This is a genomic window from Micromonospora sp. CNZ303 (assembly GCF_004345505.1).
This window is the reverse complement of record NZ_SLVT01000001.1, coordinates 505,953-525,481: the sequence shown is the minus strand read 5'-3', so window position 1 is coordinate 525,481 and position 19,529 is coordinate 505,953. Positions and strand designations below refer to the sequence as shown.

Sequence of the window (19,529 nt, the reverse complement as noted above, 5' to 3'; positions counted from 1 at the left end):
CATCCGTGCTCTCGCTGCGTCCGCGCTGGGCACTCGCTGGAAAGAACCTGTGAGGCGGCGTGGCTCAGCGCAGCAGCCGGCGCAGCCCGTCCAGCGCGCCGTCGAGCAGCCGGATGGCCGTACGCAGCTGCGAGTCGCTGAGCCGGCGGGCCCGGACCAGGGCGCCCACCTCGACGGCGAAGGTCGCCAGCCGCTGGTCGAACTCGGCCAGCGTGGCGGTGGACGCGGACGCCGGCCCAGTTTCCGACGGCGCGCCGAACGCGGGCGACGGGCCGGCGGGGGGTACGGGCGACGGGCCGGGGGCGGGGGCGGGCGTCGGGCCGGAGCCGGGGGCCGCCCAGCGGGGACGGCGGGTCTGCCGGGCCGCCTCGCGCAGCTCCCGCTTCAGGTCGCGGACGGAGCCGCGTACCTCGTTCTGGATCTCTCCGGCCAGGGCCGACAGGTCCTCCACCGAGGCGGCGATGTCCGACTCCAGGGCGGTCAGCTCGCCGGCCCGCTGCCGCAGCTCGGCCCGGCCCGCCTCGGTGATCTCGTAGACCTTGCGGCCACCGGCGGCGGTGTGGGTGACCAGCCCGTCGGCCTCCAGCCGCTGCAACCGGGGATAGATGGTGCCGGCGCTGGGCGCGTAGAGGCCGAGGAAGCGCTCCTCCAGCAGGCGGATCAGCTCGTAGCCGTGCTTCGGGCCGTCGTCGAGGAGCTTGAGCAGGTAGAGCCGGAGCCGCCCGTGACTGAACACGGCGGTCACGGCAGCTCCTCCTCGTCGTCGTCCACCGGGCGGGCGAGCAGCGCGATGCTGCCCGACGTGGCGGACGCGGAGAGCCTACCCTCACCCGCGCCGAGCACGCCCTCACTGTCCACCACGGACCCCGGGGCCGAGCTGCCCCGCACCTCGGGGAAGCCGCTGGTGATCCGGCCCGACGTGGTGTGCAGGCGGACGGCCAGGTCGCTGTCCGCCCGGACCCGGACGGTGATGCTGCCGGAGATCGTGCTGAGCCGGATGTCGCTGCCCCGGGGGTTGTCCAGGTCGCAGGTGATGGCCCCGGAGACGGTGTGCGCGCGGACCCGCCCGGCCGCGCTGTCGGCGAGGGTCACCTCTCCCGCGACGGTCTCCAGGTCCAGGTCCCCGGCCACCCCCAGCGCCTCGACCGGGCCCGCCATGGTCTTCGCCGAGGTCCGGCCGTCAAGGCCCATCAGGGCGATCCGGCCGGAGGTCACCTCCGCCCGGGTCTTGCCGCGCAGGCCCGACGCGACCAGCGAGCCCTCCACCAGTTCCAGGTCGGCCAGCACGTCGGGCGGGACCGCGACGGAGACGTCGACCCGGGGCAGCCGGGACAGCGGGCCCAGCCAGAAGACGTGGTCCAGGAGCCGCCAGCGTCGCTGCTGGCGTACGGAGAGCCGGCCGTCGCGGTGCTCCACCAGGACGGGCCGGCGGCCGACCCGGGTGATGTCCACCCGGGGCGGCCCGTCGGTGGCCACCACGTTGAGGCGACCGCTGAGCAGGTGGACGTCGAGTCGGCCGACGGGCCCGTCCAGGGTGATCCGCTGCGGGGCGTGCACGGTCCAGTCGGTCATCGGTCCTCCCTCCATGGCGTGCCGCGTCGTCGGCATGCCGGATGGCAGGACACTAACGCGATACATCGCGATATGACAAGTGCCGGCGCGACGGCCTCACGGCACCGGCTCCACGAGCGGCCGGCGGTACGGGCCCCAGGCCACGAAGCGGTCGAACATGGCCCGAGGGCTGGGGCCGCCGTGGGGGTCGAGGTGGTAGAGGTCGCGCATCGCCTCGTACATGAGGCCGGCCAGGTAGATCGCGAGGCTCTGCTGCGCGCCCTCGTGCTCGGCCTTGAGCAACAGTCGCGCGGTCGCGCAGGGCCACGGCTGGCCGCACGAGCGACAACCCCAGTGCGGTCGCAGCGGCGTGTGCGGCGGCCGGCCCTCGGTCCGATGGCGGGGCCGCTCGGGGCGCGGTCCGGGGCCGGGCTGCGGGAGCCGGGTGGAGAGCGCGGGCCTCACCAGCGGCCCCCGTTCGACCGGCGCGCCCGCCTGGCGGCGGCCAGATCGGCCGCGCCGTACCGCAGGATCTCGGTCGTGTCGTTCGCCCTCGGCCCGACCGGAGGCAGCACGAAGGGCCCGATGGGGCCGGGGATGTACGGAGCCGGCCTGCTCGGCCGGGGCGGCGGGTGCGGCGCCGGAGCGGGCTTCGGCCGCGCGCCCCAAACCGCCGGTGCCGGCTTCGGGCTCCTGCTCCGGATCTCCCGCCGCTCCGCGCAGTTCGGGCAGGCGCAGTGCCGTCCGCACCGACTCCGGTGCCAGCCTCCGCGGTGACCCACTTCTCCCCCACCCCGCTGTCGAGGTGGGCCGCCCCGCCACGGGGGGAGCGGGGCGGCCCCGGCAGGACCCGCCCACGTCCTCGACGACGACGAACGGGCCCGCGTGGTGACAGTCTGGTGAGGACACCACTACCGTCGACACATGCTCGCCGCATCCGCGCAGGTCAACGAGCCGGTCGAGCGGGCACGGGAGACACGCCGACGGGACCGGGCAGAATGTGGGGAATCGATGGGCACCGCTACCAACTACGTGCTGGGTGAGCTACGCACGTTCCGCGCTCAGCTCGGCCTGAGCCAGGACGACTTCGGCAGGACGATCGGCTACTCCGGGTCGCACGTCAGCTCCGTCGAGACGGGCGGTCGCCCGCCGACCCGGGAGTACATGAAGGCGATCGACGACCAGCACGACACGGGCGAGCGGTTCGGCCGGATGCTCCGTGAGCTGGCCCGGCTGGACGCCACGCCGGCCTGGCTGCGGGAGTGGATCGAGTTCGAGCGGGAGGCGGCGACGTTGCGCTGGTTCGAGCTGGCGTACGTGCCGGGCCTGCTCCAGACCGAACGCTACGCCCGCGCCACGCTGGCGGGGGGCCGGTTCACGGCCGACGAGGTCGAGCGGATCGTCGCGTCCCGGCTGGAGCGTCAGGCGATCCTCGGCCGGGAGCGGCCACCCCAGCTCATCGCCGTCGTCGACGAGGCCGTGCTGCGCCGGCCGGTGCTCGACCAACCGGGGCTCATGGCTGAGCAGCTCGACCACCTGGTGGCCGTCGCGACGCAGGAACACGTGCAGCTGCACGTCGTCCCGGCCGACGCCGGCATGTATCTCGGACTGGCCGGCCAGTTCATCATCGCCGAGCTGCCGGACGGCACCCGCGTGGCCCATGCGGACAACCAGCTCAGCGCGCAGATCGTCGACGCATCCACCGACATTGCTAGGCTGGCCAGGACGTGGGAGATCGTGCGGAACGAGGCCCTCCCCCGCCGGCAGTCGACCGTGCTGATCAAGGAGGTGGCGAAGTCATGGACGTGACGACCCCGCAGTGGCGTAAGTCGACGAGATCCGGCGGCAACGGCGGTTCCTGCGTCGAGGTGGCCGACAACCTGCCGGGCGTCGTGCTGGTGCGCGACACCAAGGACCGGGAGGGCGGCACCCTCCACTTCAGCGCCCGGGCGTGGCAGTCGTTCGTCGGCCTGGCCAAGCACGTCGGCCCGGTCGGCTGACCCGCTTCTCTCTCCACCCGGGCACCGAAGGGGCCCCCGCGCCGGGGGCCTCTTCGCGTTCCGCCCGGCGCAAAGTGGGCTTCCCCGGCACGGTTCCCCGGGCCATGCTCGCGTGATCCCGTCGACCCCCCGCCGGCGTCCTCCCGACGGTTTCGGCAGGGACGTGCGCTGCCGACTCGGCCGCCCGGGCGAGCAGCCGCCGGTCGGCGGCCCGGGCGGGATGCAGCGCGGCGGAGACGCTCACCCGCACCTCCAGGCCCCGGGCGGCGAGCACCCGGCCCACCGAGCGCAGCAGGTCGTCGTCCCCGACGAATGCGGCGGCCGTGGTCGGCACGCCGGTCGCGGCCCACCGGTAGCCGATCCGCAGCGGCACCACCGGCGCCCCGGCGTCGATCGCCGCCTGGAACAGCGCCGGACGGAACCCCCGGCCGGGGCGGCAGGCGACCGCGTCGGCGGCGCCGCACCAGGTCGTACCCTCCGGAAAGACCGCCACCGGGCTGCCGGCGCGCAGCGCGGCGGTGACCCGGGCGACGGTCGCGGGCAGGGCGCGGGGACGGGCCCGGTCGACCAGGACCGTGCCCGCCGCCGCCGCGAGCAGCCCGACCAGCGGCCAGGACCGGACCTCCCGCTTGGCCACCATCCGAGCCGGCGCGACGGCCAGCAGCGCGAGCACGTCCAGCCAGGAGACGTGGTTGGCGACCAGCAGCGCCGGCCGCCGGGGCGGCCGGCCGCGCACCACGAGGCGCACGCCGAACGCGCGCAGCGTCCACCGGGCCCAACCGCGCAGGGCCGCCGCCCGCTCCCCGGCCGGCAGCACCGGCAGCAGCACCGCCAGCGCCGTGCCCGCCGACAGCATCCCGAGGACGGCGAGGGCCCGGCCCGCCCGCCGCACGGGCGACACGGCCGGCACCTCGCCGGCCGCCGGGAGGCAGGTCGGCCCGCACCCTGACGCGGGCAGCCAGAGGCGTCCGGCGGTGCTCACCGCTCGGCCCCGCCGAGGAAGTGCCGCAGGTAGCGGGGGTTCATCCGGTCCAGGGAGAAGAGCACGTAGAAGTCGGCCACCCCGAAGTCCGGGTCGTACGCCGGCTCGCCGCAGACCCAGGCCCCGAGGCGCAGGTAGCCGCGCAGCAGCGGCGGGACCGTGGCCCGCGCCGTTGGGCCGTCGGCCGTCGCCGGCCCGACGATCCTGTCCGGCTCGGCGAACCAGGGGCGCCTCGGCCGTACGCGCAGCCGCGGCGGGGCCAGGTGCCGGGCCGCGACCTCGTCCCACACCCGCGCGACGGTCCCGCCCCCGTCGGCCACCGGCACCGACGCGCAGCCGCCGAGCCAACGCGACCCGCGCAGGTGCAGGTAGCGGACGATGCCGGCCCACATGAGGTTGATCACCGCGCCGGATCGGTGATCGGGGTGCACGCAGGACCGCCCCGCCTCCACCAGGTCGTCGCGGAGCGGGTCGAGCCCGGTGAGCTCGAACTCGGTCGCGGCGTACCGCCGGTCGGTGCGGCCCGGCGGGAGCAGCCGGTACGTGCCGACCACCTCGCCGGTGCCCTCCTGCCGGACGATGAGGTGGTCGCAGTACGCGTCGAGGTCGTCGACGTCGAGCCCGGCGGCCCCCGCACGCAGGGTGGCGCCGAGTTCGGTGGCGAACACCTCGTGACGGAGGCGTTGCGCGGCCGCGACCTCGCTCGGGTCGTCAGCGATCAGCAGGGTGTAACCGCTGGTCGTCAGGGGTGCGCCAGCGGCGTGCAGAACGGCCATGGGATCTGTGTAGGCGGCCCGGGTTGCCGGCCGGCGGGGTGAGGGATGTCGATGAGGTGAACGGCCCGTGCCGGTGTCGGGGCGATGACGGCGGGCGGCGCCGGCGCTCGTGTCAGCGGGTGGCGCGCAGGTCCCGGGCGAGATGCGAGCGCCGGAACCCGACCGTGACCAGTCGCCGCAGGTCGGCCCGGTTGTCGTGCATGAGCTGCACGTGGAAGTAGTTGACGTACTCCAGTACGGCGAAGAGGCCGAATGCCAGTCCCGGGTATGACCGCGCGCCGGGCGCCTGCGCGGCGGCCACCGCGCAGGCGGCGATCACGGCGGCCAGGAGGATCGGCAGGACGGCGCGGGCGGTGACGAAGTGGCGCCGGCCGGGCAGGCGCGGCTCCCCGCGGCGCAGTTGCCGGAGCTTGAGCGCCCAGTAGGCCGCGCCCACCACGAGCAGGGCCGCGAACGCCCCGAAGCCGGCGAGGTTCGCCGCCGTCGGCGGCAGGCCGACCAACTGGAACCACACCCACGCCTGTAGAGGGATGTTCAGCAGCTCCCAGCCGGCGAGGGAGCGGAGCCGACGCCGGGCCGCCTCGCGGGTCCGACCAGCCGGCAGGTGGGTCATGGGCACGGCCCCAACAGTGGCACAGCACCGGACGGCCACCGGTGTGCACCGGCTCCCCGGGAGGACGCTCGTGCCGGCCGGTCCCGGGCGATTCGACACCGGTCCTCAGCGCCCGGTCACGGCGGCGACGCCTGCGAGGAGTCCGAAGGGCCGGACAGCAGCAGGGCGACCGCTCGTCGTACGGCCTCGACGTCGTCCTCGCCGGGAGTGCCGTCGTCGCGCATGGCGCGGCGGGCGACCGCGTAGGGCAGGTCGACCACGGCCAACACGACGTCGGCCAGGCGGTGCCCGGTGGCGTGGGCCACCCCGGCGAGGGCGTCGCCGAGGGCGCGGTGGTGGGCCTGCGCCTGCTGGGCGAGCGCGGGTGAGGTGTCGCCGCGCAGCAGGTCGCGCAGGGCGTGGCGCATCAGGAGGGCGGCGTCCTCGGGATGGGAACGACACCAGGTCAGGACGGCGACCGCGGCCCGGACGCCGGCCTGCGCGTCGGCGGGCGCGAGCGCCTCCAGGTAGACGTGGAGGAAGCGGTCCTGCGCGCGCAGCCAGGCGGCGGCGACGAGGTCGTCGCGGCGGGGGAAGCGGTGGTAGACCGAACCGCTGGACGCGCCGGTGGCCAGGCAGACGGCCCGGGCGGAGGCGGCGGCAGGCCCGCCCGAGAGCACCAGGGCGCGGACGGCGTCGAGCATCACGTCGGCCGAGTGCTTGACCGGCTGCGGCATGAGGTAGAGACTACCCTCTACTTGAACTAGCGAACCCTCTCCAGGAGAGTCATGGTCCGCAACATCCACGAGCGGCAGCTCGCGGCGCCGCCCGTGGCCGTGGGCGCGTTGATCGACTCCCTCGCGACCGCGGATGACCGGTTGTGGCCGCGCGGGCAGTGGCCGGCCATGCGGTTCGACCGCCCGCTCGGCGTCGGCGCCCGGGGCGGGCACGGGCCGATCCGCTACACCGTCGTCGCGTACGAGCCCGGGGTGCGGATCCGGTTCGAGTTCTCCGCGCCGGCCGGCTTCCGTGGCCATCACGGGTACGAGGTCCTACGGGTCACCGACCGACGCTGCCTGCTGCGTCACTCTCTCGTCATGACCACGCGGTGGCCGGCGTGGGTGAGCTGGCCGATGGTCTACCGCCCGCTGCACGACGCCCTCATCGAGGACAGCCTGGACACGGCTGCTCACCACCTGGGACTGGCACCGGCCCCGTCGCACCGCTGGACCCGGCGGGTCCGGGGCCTCCGCTCGCTGGCCCGCCGCCGACAGCCCTGAGGCGCCCGGCCCGTGCCGGTGGCGGACCGCGACGTGCGAGGCTGCCGGGGGCGCACCGGCGACGGGGCCGGGCGTCGCGGTCGGAGGTGTCTCATGATCATCGAGTCGCGTTTCAACGGGCCGCCCGGCTCGGGCAACGGCGGCTGGAGCGCCGGGGTCCTCGCCGGCGCCGCCGGCCCCGGGCCGGTCGAGGTGACGCTGCGTCGCCCACCCCCGCTGGAGACCCCGCTCACTCTCGTCGACGGCGAGGTCCGCGACCCACAGGGCAATCTCGTCGCCCAGGTCCGCCCCACGGAGGACCCCCGGGCGGTGGTGCCGCCGGTGGACCTGGCGGCCGCGCGGGCCGCCTCGGCGGCGTACCCCGGGCTGGCCGACCACCCCTTCCCGGGCTGCTACGTCTGCGGCCCGGACCGCGCCGACGGGCTGCGGATCTTTCCGGGACGGCTGCCGGACGGCCGCACCGCCGCGCCGTTCCGGGTGCCCGGGTCGGTCACGACCGCCACCGTCTGGGCCGCGCTGGACTGCCCCGGCGGCTGGGCCGTGATCGCCCCCGGCCGGCCGTACGTCCTGGGCCGGATCGCGGCGGTGGTCGCGGCGCTGCCGGAGCCGGGCGACGAGTGCGTGGTGACCGGCGTCATGGTCGGCGGCGAGGGCCGCAAGGCGCTCGTGCACACCAGCCTGTACGCACCCGATGGCGCTCTGTTGGCCTGGGCCCGGGCAACCTGGATCGCCGTGGCCGACGACGCCGGATAATCGTTCCTGGGGATGAGGGCCTCCTGCCTGAGGCGGAGGTGGATCTCGGAAGTGCGCCTGATTGACCTGGTTGCGCCCGCCCGCCACGCTGTGTCACGGCGTACCCCGACGCCACCGCACGAAGGAGAGCAATGACTGACGGGCAGAGAAGCCCCACCGGTGACGGTCAGATCGTGGTGTCCGGCCTGACGAAGCAGTACAAGAACGTCCGGGCCGTCAACGACCTGTCGTTCACCGTCCAACCGGGGCGGGTGACCGGCTTCCTCGGCCCCAACGGCGCCGGCAAGACGACCACGCTGCGGATGCTGCTGAACCTGGTCACGCCGACCAGCGGGACGGCGACCATCAGCGGGCGGCGCTACGCCGACCTGACCGACCCGCTGCGGCACGTCGGCGCCGTGCTGGAGGCGTCCAGCGCGCACAAGGGCCGCACCGGCATCAACCACCTGCGGGTGATCGCCGCGGCGGCCGGCCTGCCGAAGCACCGGGCCGACGAGGCGCTGGCGCAGGTCGGGCTCACCCCGGCGGCGAAGCGCAAGTTCAAGGGCTACTCGCTCGGCATGAAGCAGCGGCTCGGCATCGCCGCCGGGATGCTCGGCGACCCGCGCGTGCTGATCCTCGACGAGCCCGCCAACGGGCTCGACCCGGAGGGCATCCGGTGGATGCGCGGCTTCCTCAAGAACCTCGCGCACGAGGGCCGCACGGTGCTGGTCTCCAGCCACCTGCTGTCGGAGATGCAGCTGCTCGCCGACGACGTGGTGATCATCGCGGCCGGGCAGCTGGTCCGGCAGGGCACGGTCGAGCAGGTGATCGGCTCGATGGCGCAGGGCGTCCGGGTCCGGGTCCGCACCCCGCAGGCCGACGCGCTGACCGCCGCCCTCAAGGAGGGGCCGGCCACCGTCGACCGCGACGAGCACGGCGTCCTGCTGGTGGGCGGGGTGGACGCCCCGACCGTGGGGCGGGTCGCCCTGACGGCGGGCGTCGAACTGCACGAACTGACCACGGAACGGCCCGACCTGGAACGGGTCTTCCTGGAGCTGACGGCCGGAAAGGCGGGCATCCGATGAACCTCGTCCGGTCCGAGCTTCTCAAGATCCGCACCACCAGCACGTGGTGGTGGCTGGCCATCGCCGCGTTCCTGTCGATCGCGCTGGCCTTCGCCTTCAACGCCTGGGTCGCCAACGAGACGTTGAACGGCAACGCCGAGGAACTGGGCGTCACCGGCGACCAGGCCTCCGCGGCGGCGCAGGCCGCCAACCTGTACACCTCCGGGCAGTACCTGGGCCTGATGTTCGTGATGCTCATCGGCATCCTGATGGTCACCAACGAGTTCTTCCACCAGACGGCGACCACGACGTTCCTGGCCACGCCGCGGCGCACGTCGGTGATCCTCAGCAAGCTGGTCGCGGCCAGCCTGCTGGGCTTCGCGTTCTGGCTGGTGACCACGCTGATCGACCTGGCCGCCGGGGCGGTGTTCCTGTCGGCCAACGGCCACGGGACCCTGCTCGGCGAGTGGGCCGTGCAGCGGGCGCTGCTGCTCAACCTGCTGGCGTACGCGATCTGGACGGTCCTCGGCATCGGCATCGGCACGCTGGTGACCAACCAGCTCGGGGCGGTGATCACCGCGGCGGTGCTCTACCTGGTCGGCACCCAGGTCGTCGGGCTGCTCTTCATGCTGCTGTCGAACCTGCTCAACAACGAGGCGGTGGTCAAGTGGCAGGTGATCTGGCCCGCCGTCGCCTCGACCGTCATGGTCAGCGAGGGCCAGACCGACTTCACCCCCGCCTGGTGGGTCGGCGCGCTCGTGCTGATCGGCTACGCGGTGGTGAGCGGGGTCGTCGGCGTGCTCATCACCCGGCGGCGCGACATCTCCTGACGCGTCCGGGCGTTGGCGGCGGGGGTGGTGCCGGGCACCACCCCCGCCGCCGTACGACATGGGGCCCACCACCACATCGGGCCTTACCAGCAGCCGGCCGCACACGCAGCGTTTGGTGAACTTCTGGCATCTTCTGTGAAACCGGCCACGGGTCGGAGGCGGAAATGCCTGTGGCATCCGTACGGCGTAGCCTGGGAGCCGTCTCGTGCGCGCTCGAAGGCAGGGCGACACCGGACACCGCGTGACACACAAACCCGCGTGAAAGAGGCGATTACCGGCCGTGTCGACCCAGCAGACTTCGCAGGAGAACCCACTGGCGGGTTTCGGTCCGAACGAGTGGATCGTCGAGGAGATGTACCAGCGCTACCTCGCCGACCCCACCAGCGTCGATTCGGCCTGGCACGACTTCTTCGCGGACTACCGCCCGGCGCCCGGCGCCGGGAAGCCGCGCGGAACTGAGCAGGCCCCGAAGCCGGCCGCCAAGCCGGAGCCCGCCGGCCAGCAGGAGGCGGCCACCGCGGTCGCGCAGCCGGCGGAGAAGAAGCCGGCGGAGAAGAAGCCCGAGGCCAAGCCGGAGACCAAGCAGGAGAAGCCCGCCGCCAAGGCCGCCCCGGCCAAGCCGGCGCCCGCGAAGGCGGCCCCCGCCAAGCCCGCGGCCACCAAGCCGACCGCCACCGGCCCGCAGACCACTCCGCTGCGCGGCGTGGCCGCGAAGATCGTCCAGAACATGGACGCCTCGCTGGCCGTGCCGACCGCCACCAGCGTGCGCGCCGTCCCGGCCAAGCTCCTGGTCGACAACCGCATCGTGATCAACAACCACCTCACCCGTGGGCGCGGTGGCAAGGTCAGCTTCACCCACCTCATCGGCTACGCGATGGTCCGGGCCCTGGTCGCCCACCCGGAGATGAACAACTCCTTCGCCGAGGTCGACGGCAAGCCGGTCATGGTCCGGCCGGAGCACGTCAACCTGGGCATCGCGATCGACCTGGCCAAGCCGGACGGCAGCCGCAACCTGGTGGTCCCCTCCATCAAGGCCTGCGAGCAGATGGACTTCCGGCAGTTCTGGCAGGCGTACGAGGACGTGGTCCGGCGCGCCCGCCGCAACGAGCTGACCATGGACGACTACTCCGGCACCACGATCTCGCTGACCAACCCCGGCGGCATCGGCACCGTGCACTCGATGCCGCGGCTCATGCAGGGGCAGAGCGCCATCATCGGCGTCGGCGCGATGGAGTACCCGGCCCCCTACCAGGGCATGTCCGAGGCCACCCTGGCCGAGCTGGCCGTCAGCAAGGTCATCACCCTCACCAGCACGTACGACCACCGGATCATCCAGGGCGCCCAGTCCGGCGAGTTCCTGAAGGTCATGCACGAGCTGCTGCTCGGCGAGCACGGCTTCTACGACCAGATCTTCACCTCGCTGCGCATCCCGTACGAGCCGGTGCGCTGGATGCGCGACGTCGCGGTCAACAACGAGGGCCAGATCAACAAGACCGCCCGGGTGCACGAGCTGATCCACGCGTACCGCGTGCGCGGCCACCTGATGGCCGACACCGACCCGCTCGAGTTCAAGATCCGCAAGCACCCCGACCTGGACGTGCTCCAGCACGGGCTGACCCTCTGGGACCTCGACCGCGAGTTCCCGGTCAACGGCTTCGCCGGCAAGCAGCGGATGAAGCTGCGCGACATCCTCGGCGTGCTGCGCGACTCGTACTGCCGGCGCGTCGGCATCGAGTACATGCACATCCAGGACCCGGAGGAGCGGCGCTGGATCCAGGAACGGATCGAGCGCAAGTACGAGAAGCCGTCGGCCGACGAGCAGAAGCACGTGCTCAACCGGCTCAACGCCGCCGAGGCGTTCGAGACCTTCCTCCAGACCAAGTACGTCGGGCAGAAGCGCTTCTCGCTGGAGGGCGGCGAGTCGCTGATCCCGCTGCTCGGCGAGGTGCTGGAGGCCTCCGCCGAGGGCGGGCTGGACGAGGTCGTCATCGGCATGGCCCACCGTGGCCGGCTGAACGTGCTGGCCAACATCGTCGGCAAGCCGTACGAGAAGATCTTCTCGGAGTTCGAGGGGCACCTGGACCCGCGCTCCACCCAGGGCTCCGGCGACGTGAAGTACCACCTGGGCCAGAACGGCAAGTTCACCACGCCCGACGGCGACCACGCGGTCAAGGTCTCGGTGGTGGCGAACCCGTCGCACCTGGAGGCCGTCGACCCGGTGCTGGAGGGCATCGTCCGGGCCAAGCAGGACCGGATAGACCTCAAGCTGGAGGGCTACACCGTGCTGCCGCTGGCGGTGCACGGTGACGCCGCCTTCGCCGGCCAGGGCGTGGTCGCCGAGACCCTCAACCTCTCGCAGCTGCGCGGCTACCGCACGGGCGGCACCGTCCACGTGGTGGTCAACAACCAGGTCGGCTTCACCACCGCCCCGGAGTACAGCCGCTCCAGCCTCTACAGCACGGACGTCGCCCGGATGATCCAGGCGCCGATCTTCCACGTCAACGGCGACGACCCCGAGGCCGTGGTCCGGGTCGCCCGGCTGGCCTTCGAGTACCGGCAGGCGTTCAACAAGGACGTCGTCATCGACATGGTCTGCTACCGCCGGCGCGGGCACAACGAGGGCGACGACCCGTCGATGTCCAACCCGCAGATGTACAAGATCATCGACTCGAAGCGCTCCGTCCGGAAGCTCTACACCGAGGAGCTGATCGGGCGCGGCGACATCACCGTGGAGGACGCGGAGGAGCTGCTGCGCGACTACCAGTCGCAGCTGGAGCGGGTCTTCAAGGCCACCCGCGACGCCGCCACCACGCCGCGGCAGCTCAGCCGCCCCAAGCGGGAGGACGAGCCGGAGCCGCAGGTGGAGACCGCCACCGACGCGGCCGTCGTCAAGGCCGTCGGCGAGGCGCACGTCAACCTGCCGGAGGGCTTCACCCCGCACAAGCGGATCCAGCAGCTGCTCGACCGGCGGGCCAGGATGTCCGTCGAGGGCAACATCGACTGGGGCTTCGGCGAGATCATCGCGTTCGGCTCGCTGCTGCACGACGGGGTCACCGTCCGGCTCGCCGGTCAGGACTCCCGCCGGGGCACCTTCGTCCAGCGGCACGCCTCCGTGGTCGACGCCCAGACCGGCGACGACTACCTGCCGTTGCAGTCGCTGACCGGCGACGGCGAGCGGTCCCGGTTCTTCGTGCACGACTCCCTGCTCAGCGAGTACGCGGCGATGGGCTTCGAGTACGGCTACTCGGTGGAGAACATCAACGCGCTGGTCGCCTGGGAGGCGCAGTTCGGCGACTTCGTCAACGGCGCCCAGTCGGTGATCGACGAGTTCATCTCCTCCGGCGAGGTGAAGTGGGGCCAGCGCTCCGCCGTCACCCTGCTGCTGCCGCACGGCCACGAGGGCCAGGGCCCGGACCACACCTCCGGCCGCCCGGAGCGGTTCCTCCAGATGTGCGCCGAGGACAACATGCGGGTGTCCATCCCGACCACCCCGGCGAACTACTTCCACCTGCTGCGACGGCAGGCGCTCTCGCCGAAGCGCAAGCCGCTGGTGGTGTTCACGCCGAAGTCGCTGCTGCGGCACAAGCTCTGCGTCTCGCCCGTCGAGGACTTCACCACCGGCACCTTCCAGCCGGTGCTGCCCGACTCGGGCTCTCCGGCGCCGGAGCAGGTGAAGCGGGTGCTGCTCTGCTCGGGCAAGGTCTACTACGACCTGTTCCAGGCCCGCGCCGAGCGGGGCGTCACCGACACCGCGATCATCCGGATCGAGCAGCTCTACCCGATGCCGGTCGAGGAGATCCGGGCCGCCCTCGCGGCGTACCCGAACGCCGAGGACTTCGCCTGGGTGCAGGAGGAGCCGGCCAACCAGGGCGCCTGGTCGTTCGTCGCGCTCAACCTGCTGGAGCACCTGTCGGACGTACGGCTGCGCCGGATCTCCCGCCCGGCCGCCGCCGCCCCGGCCGTCGGCTCGGCGAAGATGCACGAGGTCGAGCAGACCGCGCTGATCGAGGCGGCCCTGCCCCGCCCGTGACCTGACGCACCACCCAGCGCACCGGGGCAGAGCCGTCGACCCGACGGCTCTGCCCCGCTCGCCGTCCCGGCCGTTCCGCACGCGACGGCACCTGTCCGCACCGGCGCGAGAACCCGGCGCCTGGCCACACCAGCACGAGGATCCGGCGGGCTTCGGCCTTACCGGAGCGAGGGCCCGGCGGGGCCGGCCCGCGCGGAGCGTCGGGACGCACACCGACCACGAGGAGGCAACGGAGAGCATGTACTTCACCGACCGAGGCATCGAGGAACTGGTCCAGCGCCGGGGCGACGAGCAGGTCAGCATGGAGTGGCTCGGCGAGCGCCTGCGCGACTTCGTCGACCTCAACCCCGAGTTCGAGACCCCGATCGAGCGCTTCGCCACCTGGCTGGCCCGCCTCGACGACCCCGACGACGAGTAGCCCTACCCGAGTCGACGGGCCCGGCGTTACAGTGACGTCGGTCTGTCCGCTCGACGGGTCGGGGTACGGCATGCAGACGCGCAGGGGGCGCCACGGTCACGCCGGCCGACGGCGCCCACCGCCGTCCCGTCCACGCACGCACGCCGGGGCGAGCGGGGCCCCGGAGCGACCGGCAGAGGCGGCGTGACCGACGCCTGGGAGGACGTCGCCGAGGTTCCGGGCGCGCGGGAGACGCTGGAACGACACGGTCGCGTCCTGCGCGAGGAACTCCTCGGGGTCGCCGCCCACCTCGCCCCCGGGCAGGGGCTCCCCGTTCCGATGTCCCGGGAGCCGGAGGACCACCTCTGGCACGAACCACTCTGGTACGCCCGCCGGGCCACGCTCCGTCTCACCGCCGACTTCGGCTCGGCCGAGGTCGTCCGGCACATCGCGCGCCGGCTCGCGGCGCAGGGCTGGCACACCACCCTCGACGCCTCCTCGACGGCGGTCGCCACCGCGTCGGCCACCCGCGACGGTTTCCTCCTCTGGGTCATGGCGTACCCCGGCCTGTCCCGGGCCGACCTCGGCGGCAGCACCCCGCCGGTCCTGCTCTACGCGGATCCGGCCGGCGCCGCCGTCCGCCCCCCTCCCCCTCCCGCCCCGCCGGAGCGGTTCGTACCGCCCGAGCCGGTCGTCACCGAGGCCACCCGCAAGCCCGGTCACGTGCTCTGCCTCGACTGCGACGGGCTCGGCTGGTGCCCGGAGTGCCTCACCCGGGGATACCTCCTCGACGACCTGGGAGAGCGGCGGCGGTGCTTCTTCTGTTTCGGGGCGAGGGTCTGCCAGATCTGCGGCGGCTTCGGCCAGAAGAGCCTCGCCGAGATGCCCTCCTGGGAGCGCCGGCAGTACCCCGACGCGCCCGACGATCCCCGCTGACACCCCCAGCGCCGTCGATGATGGCGTCGTCGCCGGCCGGTCCCGGCGTGTCGTGACGGCAACGTCATGATCGACGAAAGGGGGGCGAAGGACCCGAGCCGGCGGTCCGAAGATCTTCTAGGGTGGGTGGGTGGCGCGGAGTGTGTACCTGACCAGCGTGGGATCCGGCGGCGGAAAGTCGACCATCGCCCTCGGCCTGGCGGAGCTGTTGTCCCGGCAGGTCGAGCGCATCGGCGCGTTCCGGCCGCTGGTCCGGGGGCACGGCCCCGACCCGATCCTCGCCCTGCTCAGTGACCGCTACCGGATCGAGCTGCCGCTGGCCGACCTGAGCGGCACCAGCTACGCCGAGGCGACCGCGCTGGTCGCCGACGGGCGGCGGGAGCAGCTCGTCGCCGGCATCGTCGAGCGCTACCGGGAGGTCGAGCGGCGCTGCCCCGCCGTGGTCGTGGTCGGCAGCGACTTCGCCGACGGCGGCGACGGGGCCGGCCCCCGCGAGCTGGCCTTCAACGCCCGGCTGGCCACCGAGTTCGGCAGCGTGGTGGTGCCCGTCGTCGACGGCTTCGGGCAGGAGCCGGCGGCGATCGCGGCCGCCGCGCGCGGGGCGTACCACGATCTGGAGGACCTGGGGGCGACGGTGCTGGCGGTGATCGCCAACCGGGTCCCCGGCCCGATGACGCTGCCCGAGCTGCCCGTGCCCACGTACGCCATCCCCGAGGTGCCGACCGTGTCGGCGCCGACGGTGGCCGAGGTGGCGGCGGCGCTCGGCGCCACGCTGCTCGCCGGGGACGACGACGCGCTCAGCCGGGACGTGCTCGACTACGTGGTGGGCGCGGCGCACGTGCCGACGCTGCTGGACCACCTCACCGAGGGCGCGCTGGTGATCACCCCGGGCGACCGGGCCGACCTGCTGGTGGCGGCGAGCGCCGCGCACGTGGCCGGGCAGGTCTCCGTCTCCGGGCTGGTGCTGACCCTCGGCGAGCAGCCCGACCCGCGCGCGATGCGGCTGGTCGAGGGTCTCAACACCGGGCTCGCGGTGCTCTCCGTGCCCAGCGACAGCTACGACACCGTGGCCGCGTCCAGCCGGATCGAGGGGCGACCCAGCGCGGCCAACCCGCGCAAGGTGGAGGCCGCACTCGGCGCGTTCGAGCGCTGCGTGGACACCGACGACCTGGCCCGCCGGCTGCGGGTCAGCCGCTCCGAGCGGGTCACCCCGCTGATGTTCGAGTACGACCTGATCGACCGCGCCCGGGCCCGCCGCCGGCATCTCGTGCTGCCCGAGGGGGCGGAGGAGCGGATCCTGCGGGCGACGGAGATCCTGCTGCGCCGGGGCGTCGCCGACATCACCCTGCTCGGCCGTCCCGACGACGTCGCGCGGCGCACCCGCGAGCTGGGCATCGACATCACCGGCGCCCAGGTGGTCGACCCCGTCACCAGCGGGTGGCGCGACGAGTTCGCCACCACGTACGCCGAGCTTCGCGCGCACCGCGGCACGACCCCCGACCTGGCCCACGACGTCGTCGCCCAGCCGAACTACTTCGGCACGCTGATGGTGCAGACGGGGCACGCCGACGGGATGGTCTCCGGCGCGACGCACACCACCGCCGCCACCATCCGCCCCGCGTTCGAGATCATCCGGAACGTGCCGGGCGTCTCGGTGGCCTCCAGCGTCTTCTTCATGCTGCTCGCCGACCGGGTGCTGGTCTACGGCGACTGCGCCGTCAACCCCGACCCGGACGCCGCCCAGCTCGCCGACATCGCCATCTCCTCGGCCGACACCGCCGCCCGGTTCGGCATCGAGCCCCGGGTCGCGATGCTCTCCTACTCCACCGGCAGCTCCGGGGCGGGCGCCGACGTGGAGAAGGTCGCGGCGGCCACCAAGCTGGTCCGCGAGCGCCGGCCCGACCTGCTCGTCGAGGGACCCATCCAGTACGACGCGGCCATCGACCCGGCCGTGGCGGCGACGAAGCTGCCCGGCAGCGACGTCGCCGGCCGGGCCACGGTCTTCATCTTCCCGGACCTCAACACCGGCAACAACACGTACAAGGCGGTGCAGCGCTCCGCCGGGGCGGTGGCCGTCGGGCCGGTGATGCAGGGCCTGCGCCGGCCGGTCAACGACCTGTCCCGGGGCGCCACCGTGCCGGACATCGTCAACACCGTGGCGATCACCGCCATCCAGGCCGCAGCCACCGAGGAGTCGTCATGAGCGGTCCCGCCGCCCCGCAGGAGCGCCCGGCGGGTCGCGTCCTCGTCCTCAACTGCGGGTCGTCGTCGGTGAAGTACCGGCTCTTCGACGGCGACCGGGTGGTCGACAAGGGCACCGTGGAGCGGGTCGGCGAGGCCGGCGGCGGTCCGGCCGACCACGAGACGGCCGTCCGGGGCATCCTCGACGGGTTGGACCTCACCGGGCTGGGCGCCGTCGGGCACCGGGTGGTGCACGGCGGGAAGCGGTTCGGCGAGCCGGTGCTGATCGACGACGCGGTGCTGGCCGCGATCCGCGACCTGGTTCCGCTCGCGCCGCTGCACAACCCCGCCAACCTGGCCGGCATCGAGGTCGCCCGGGCAGCGCTGCCGGACGTGCCGCAGGTCGCCGTCTTCGACACCGCGTTCCACACCACCCTGCCCGAGGCCGCCGCGACCTACGCGATCGAGCGGGGCACCGCCGAGCGGTACGGCATCCGGCGCTACGGGTTCCACGGCACCTCGCACGCGTACGTGTCGCGGCGCACCGCTGAGCTGCTCGGCCGCCCGTACGCCGAGGTGAACACGATCACCCTGCACCTCGGCAACGGCGCGAGCGCCTGCGCGGTGGCCGGCGGCCGGAGCGTGGCGACCTCGATGGGGATGTCCCCGCTGGAGGGCCTGGTGATGGGCACCCGCAGCGGCGACCTGGACCCGACCGTGATCTTCCACCTGCGCCGCGAGGGCGGGCTCTCCGTCGACGAGATCGACGACCTGCTCAACCACCGCAGCGGCCTGCTCGGGCTGACCGGCGCCAACGACATGCGCGAGGTGCTCGCCCGCCGGGCGGACGGCGACCCGGCGGCGGCGCTCGCCTTCGACGTCTACTGCCGGCGGATCACCGGCTACGTGGGGGCGTACTACGCGCTGCTCGGCCGGGTGGACGCCGTCACCTTCACCGCCGGCGTCGGCGAGCACGCCGCCCCGGTCCGCGCCGCCGCCCTGGCCGGCCTGGACCGGCTCGGCATCGCGGTGGACCCCGAGCGCAACGCCGGCTCCGGCGACCGGGTCGTCTCGCCGGAGGGCGCCGAGGTGACCGTCTGCGTCGTCGGCACCGACGAGGAACGCGAGATCGCCCTCCAGACCCGCGCCGTCATCGAGGCCGTTGGCTGACGCGACCGGGCCGGCACCACGCCGGCTCAGCGGCGGGCCTTTCCGCGTCGCCTGGCGGCCCGGGTGCGCCGGACGCGGTCGCGCCCCCGGCCCCGCCGGGGTGGTGCGGGGGCGGGCCGGTCGAGCATCCCCGTCGGAACGAGGGCCGCGAAGAGGAAACCCCCGCCCAACGCCGCACCCAGCAGCCCGAACGGGATGCCGCCCCAGGAGTTGAGGAAGAACACCGAGTCGTCGGTGTTGCCGTTGGCGGCCACGAACTCCGCCGGGCGCTCCGGATCGACCCAGAGCATCATCTCCTCCGGAGGCTCCTCGGCACAGCCGCCGGCCGAGCCACAGAGGATGCGCTCGTTGTGCTGGACACCGCCGTACTCGTACCGGACCTGGACGGTGTCGGTGCCGCCGCCGCGTCCGACGGTGTCACGGCGGTCGCTCACGGTCGCCCGCACCGGGACGCCGTCCGCCCGTAGCCGCTCCGCCTTCGCGTGCAGGTGCCACTTGTACGCCCCGATTGCCACCGCGTACGTCAGGCCCGCGAGCAGCAGCACCAGGCCGAGGGCGGCACTGCCCCGGTGGATGCCGCGAAGACCGGAGCGGAGCCTCCGCCACCGCCCCGGAACGCGCCCCGGGCCCGCCGCCGGCTCCGGGCTTCCCGTCAGCTCCACCGCGCCAGGCTCAGAGCTTCCCGTCAGCGGCTCCCCCGCGCCCGGCTCCGGGCCTCCCGGCGGCGCCACGCCGCTCAGCCCAGCGCGAGCCAGGCGAGGAGGGCGACCAGCACGACCGCGACCGCCGCCGCGCCGACGAGCAGCGGCGTCCGGGACGCGCCGGCCGGGGCCTCGGGCTCGGCGGTGTGGGCGTAGGCGCGGAACGCCTCGGTGTTGCCGCTCGGGTCTGTGCGGTTCTCAGGCATGGCGGTGACCCTAGCGACACCGGTTGCGCGCCGCCGTCCCTGGCGCGCGTCCCGGGCTCAGGTCCAGCCGGCCGGTGGAGACGATCCGCCCGGGTGGT

19 protein-coding genes and 1 pseudogene are annotated in these 19,529 nt (G+C 73.7%); 11 read left to right on the top strand and 9 right to left on the bottom strand.

Features of this window, described 5'->3' with window-relative positions:
* Positions 1-64: 64 nt before the first annotated feature.
* The 3 genes from EV374_RS02565 to EV374_RS02555 all read right to left on the bottom strand — a co-directional run bounded on the left by EV374_RS02565 (position 65) and on the right by EV374_RS02555 (position 2,016).
* The gene (locus tag EV374_RS02565) at positions 65-745 is read right to left on the bottom strand and encodes a PadR family transcriptional regulator (RefSeq protein WP_132231127.1); all 681 of its coding nucleotides are present in this window, start codon (positions 743-745) and stop codon (positions 65-67) included.
* Positions 742-1,572, bottom strand: a complete 831-nt coding sequence (locus tag EV374_RS02560) for a DUF4097 family beta strand repeat-containing protein (RefSeq protein ID WP_132231126.1) — start codon at positions 1,570-1,572, stop codon at positions 742-744. Before EV374_RS02560 ends, EV374_RS02565 begins: the two co-directional genes overlap by 4 nt.
* Positions 1,573-1,668: 96 nt before the next feature.
* The gene (locus EV374_RS02555; protein ID WP_132231125.1) at positions 1,669-2,016 is read right to left on the bottom strand and encodes a hypothetical protein; all 348 of its coding nucleotides are present in this window, start codon (positions 2,014-2,016) and stop codon (positions 1,669-1,671) included.
* Between the two features lie 546 nt (positions 2,017-2,562).
* Here EV374_RS02555 and EV374_RS02550 point away from each other — a divergent pair.
* Complete coding sequence (locus EV374_RS02550; RefSeq protein ID WP_132231374.1) at positions 2,563-3,360, top strand: Scr1 family TA system antitoxin-like transcriptional regulator; 798 nt, start codon at positions 2,563-2,565, stop codon at positions 3,358-3,360.
* Positions 3,351-3,551 carry a DUF397 domain-containing protein gene (locus EV374_RS02545; protein WP_396888809.1) on the top strand — a complete coding sequence of 67 codons (201 nt, stop codon included), beginning with the start codon at positions 3,351-3,353 and terminating at the stop codon, positions 3,549-3,551. Before EV374_RS02550 ends, EV374_RS02545 begins: the two co-directional genes overlap by 10 nt.
* A 118-nt stretch (positions 3,552-3,669) precedes the next feature.
* Here the strand turns inward: EV374_RS02545 and EV374_RS02540 are convergent.
* The 4 genes and pseudogenes from EV374_RS02540 to EV374_RS02525 form a co-directional block, all read right to left on the bottom strand.
* Positions 3,670-4,533, bottom strand: a pseudogene (locus tag EV374_RS02540) (lysophospholipid acyltransferase family protein); the annotation flags it as partial.
* The gene (locus EV374_RS02535) at positions 4,530-5,309 is read right to left on the bottom strand and encodes a GNAT family N-acyltransferase (RefSeq protein ID WP_132231123.1); all 780 of its coding nucleotides are present in this window, start codon (positions 5,307-5,309) and stop codon (positions 4,530-4,532) included. The pseudogene EV374_RS02540 and the gene EV374_RS02535, both read right to left, overlap by 4 nt.
* A 112-nt stretch (positions 5,310-5,421) precedes the next feature.
* The gene (locus tag EV374_RS02530) at positions 5,422-5,922 is read right to left on the bottom strand and encodes a hypothetical protein (protein WP_132231372.1); all 501 of its coding nucleotides are present in this window, start codon (positions 5,920-5,922) and stop codon (positions 5,422-5,424) included.
* A gap of 116 nt (positions 5,923-6,038) precedes the next feature.
* The gene (locus EV374_RS02525; RefSeq protein WP_132231122.1) at positions 6,039-6,638 is read right to left on the bottom strand and encodes a TetR/AcrR family transcriptional regulator; all 600 of its coding nucleotides are present in this window, start codon (positions 6,636-6,638) and stop codon (positions 6,039-6,041) included.
* A 51-nt stretch (positions 6,639-6,689) separates the two neighbouring features.
* Here EV374_RS02525 and EV374_RS02520 point away from each other — a divergent pair, with 51 nt between their 5' ends.
* From EV374_RS02520 to EV374_RS02480, 9 genes are all read left to right on the top strand, one after another.
* Positions 6,690-7,181, top strand: a complete 492-nt coding sequence (locus EV374_RS02520; protein WP_132231121.1) for an SRPBCC family protein — start codon at positions 6,690-6,692, stop codon at positions 7,179-7,181.
* A gap of 93 nt (positions 7,182-7,274) precedes the next feature.
* Positions 7,275-7,934, top strand: coding sequence for a hypothetical protein (locus EV374_RS32390; RefSeq protein ID WP_165947703.1), 660 nt, complete (start codon positions 7,275-7,277; stop codon positions 7,932-7,934).
* 131 nt (positions 7,935-8,065) lie between these two features.
* Entirely contained in the window at positions 8,066-9,001 is a 936-nt protein-coding gene (locus EV374_RS02510) for an ATP-binding cassette domain-containing protein (RefSeq protein WP_132231120.1), read from the top strand.
* The gene (locus EV374_RS02505; RefSeq protein ID WP_132231119.1) at positions 8,998-9,810 is read left to right on the top strand and encodes an ABC transporter permease; all 813 of its coding nucleotides are present in this window, start codon (positions 8,998-9,000) and stop codon (positions 9,808-9,810) included. Before EV374_RS02510 ends, EV374_RS02505 begins: the two co-directional genes overlap by 4 nt.
* A 280-nt stretch (positions 9,811-10,090) precedes the next feature.
* Entirely contained in the window at positions 10,091-13,840 is a 3,750-nt protein-coding gene (locus tag EV374_RS02500) for a multifunctional oxoglutarate decarboxylase/oxoglutarate dehydrogenase thiamine pyrophosphate-binding subunit/dihydrolipoyllysine-residue succinyltransferase subunit (protein ID WP_132231118.1), read from the top strand.
* 238 nt (positions 13,841-14,078) lie between these two features.
* Positions 14,079-14,258 (top strand): DUF6104 family protein, encoded by a 180-nt coding sequence (locus EV374_RS02495; protein WP_121399674.1) that lies wholly within the window; start codon positions 14,079-14,081, stop codon positions 14,256-14,258.
* Between the two features lie 183 nt (positions 14,259-14,441).
* The gene (locus EV374_RS02490) at positions 14,442-15,173 is read left to right on the top strand and encodes a hypothetical protein (RefSeq protein WP_132231117.1); all 732 of its coding nucleotides are present in this window, start codon (positions 14,442-14,444) and stop codon (positions 15,171-15,173) included.
* 130 nt (positions 15,174-15,303) lie between these two features.
* A complete protein-coding gene (gene pta / locus EV374_RS02485; protein WP_132231116.1) occupies positions 15,304-17,376 on the top strand; it encodes a phosphate acetyltransferase in 2,073 nt (690 codons plus the stop codon).
* Entirely contained in the window at positions 17,373-18,524 is a 1,152-nt protein-coding gene (locus EV374_RS02480) for an acetate kinase (protein ID WP_132231115.1), read from the top strand. Before pta ends, EV374_RS02480 begins: the two co-directional genes overlap by 4 nt.
* A 26-nt stretch (positions 18,525-18,550) precedes the next feature.
* On the opposite strand, the gene EV374_RS02475 is transcribed toward EV374_RS02480, so the two are convergent.
* A complete protein-coding gene (locus tag EV374_RS02475; protein WP_132231114.1) occupies positions 18,551-19,186 on the bottom strand; it encodes a DUF3592 domain-containing protein in 636 nt (211 codons plus the stop codon).
* Positions 19,187-19,260: 74 nt separating this feature from the next.
* Positions 19,261-19,431 carry a hypothetical protein gene (locus EV374_RS32385; protein ID WP_165947702.1) on the bottom strand — a complete coding sequence of 57 codons (171 nt, stop codon included), beginning with the start codon at positions 19,429-19,431 and terminating at the stop codon, positions 19,261-19,263.
* Positions 19,432-19,529 lie beyond the last annotated feature (98 nt).

Bases quoted from the DNA above. Each gene is read 5' to 3' on its own strand.
- EV374_RS02560 (WP_132231126.1), bottom strand. From the start codon at position 1,572: ATGACCGACTGGACCGTGCACGCCCCGCAGCGGATCACCCTGGACGGG.
- EV374_RS02525 (WP_132231122.1), bottom strand. From the start codon at position 6,638: ATGCCGCAGCCGGTCAAGCACTCGGCCGACGTGATGCTCGACGCCGTC.
- EV374_RS02480 (WP_132231115.1), top strand. From the start codon at position 17,373: ATGAGCGGTCCCGCCGCCCCGCAGGAGCGCCCGGCGGGTCGCGTCCTC.
- EV374_RS02530 (WP_132231372.1), bottom strand. From the start codon at position 5,922: ATGACCCACCTGCCGGCTGGTCGGACCCGCGAGGCGGCCCGGCGTCGG.
- EV374_RS02495 (WP_121399674.1), top strand. From the start codon at position 14,079: ATGTACTTCACCGACCGAGGCATCGAGGAACTGGTCCAGCGCCGGGGC.
- EV374_RS32390 (WP_165947703.1), top strand. From the start codon at position 7,275: ATGATCATCGAGTCGCGTTTCAACGGGCCGCCCGGCTCGGGCAACGGC.
- EV374_RS02505 (WP_132231119.1), top strand. From the start codon at position 8,998: ATGAACCTCGTCCGGTCCGAGCTTCTCAAGATCCGCACCACCAGCACG.
- EV374_RS02520 (WP_132231121.1), top strand. From the start codon at position 6,690: ATGGTCCGCAACATCCACGAGCGGCAGCTCGCGGCGCCGCCCGTGGCC.
- EV374_RS02545 (WP_396888809.1), top strand. From the start codon at position 3,351: ATGGACGTGACGACCCCGCAGTGGCGTAAGTCGACGAGATCCGGCGGC.
- EV374_RS32385 (WP_165947702.1), bottom strand. From the start codon at position 19,431: ATGCCTGAGAACCGCACAGACCCGAGCGGCAACACCGAGGCGTTCCGC.
- EV374_RS02535 (WP_132231123.1), bottom strand. From the start codon at position 5,309: ATGGCCGTTCTGCACGCCGCTGGCGCACCCCTGACGACCAGCGGTTAC.
- EV374_RS02510 (WP_132231120.1), top strand. From the start codon at position 8,066: ATGACTGACGGGCAGAGAAGCCCCACCGGTGACGGTCAGATCGTGGTG.
- EV374_RS02550 (WP_132231374.1), top strand. From the start codon at position 2,563: ATGGGCACCGCTACCAACTACGTGCTGGGTGAGCTACGCACGTTCCGC.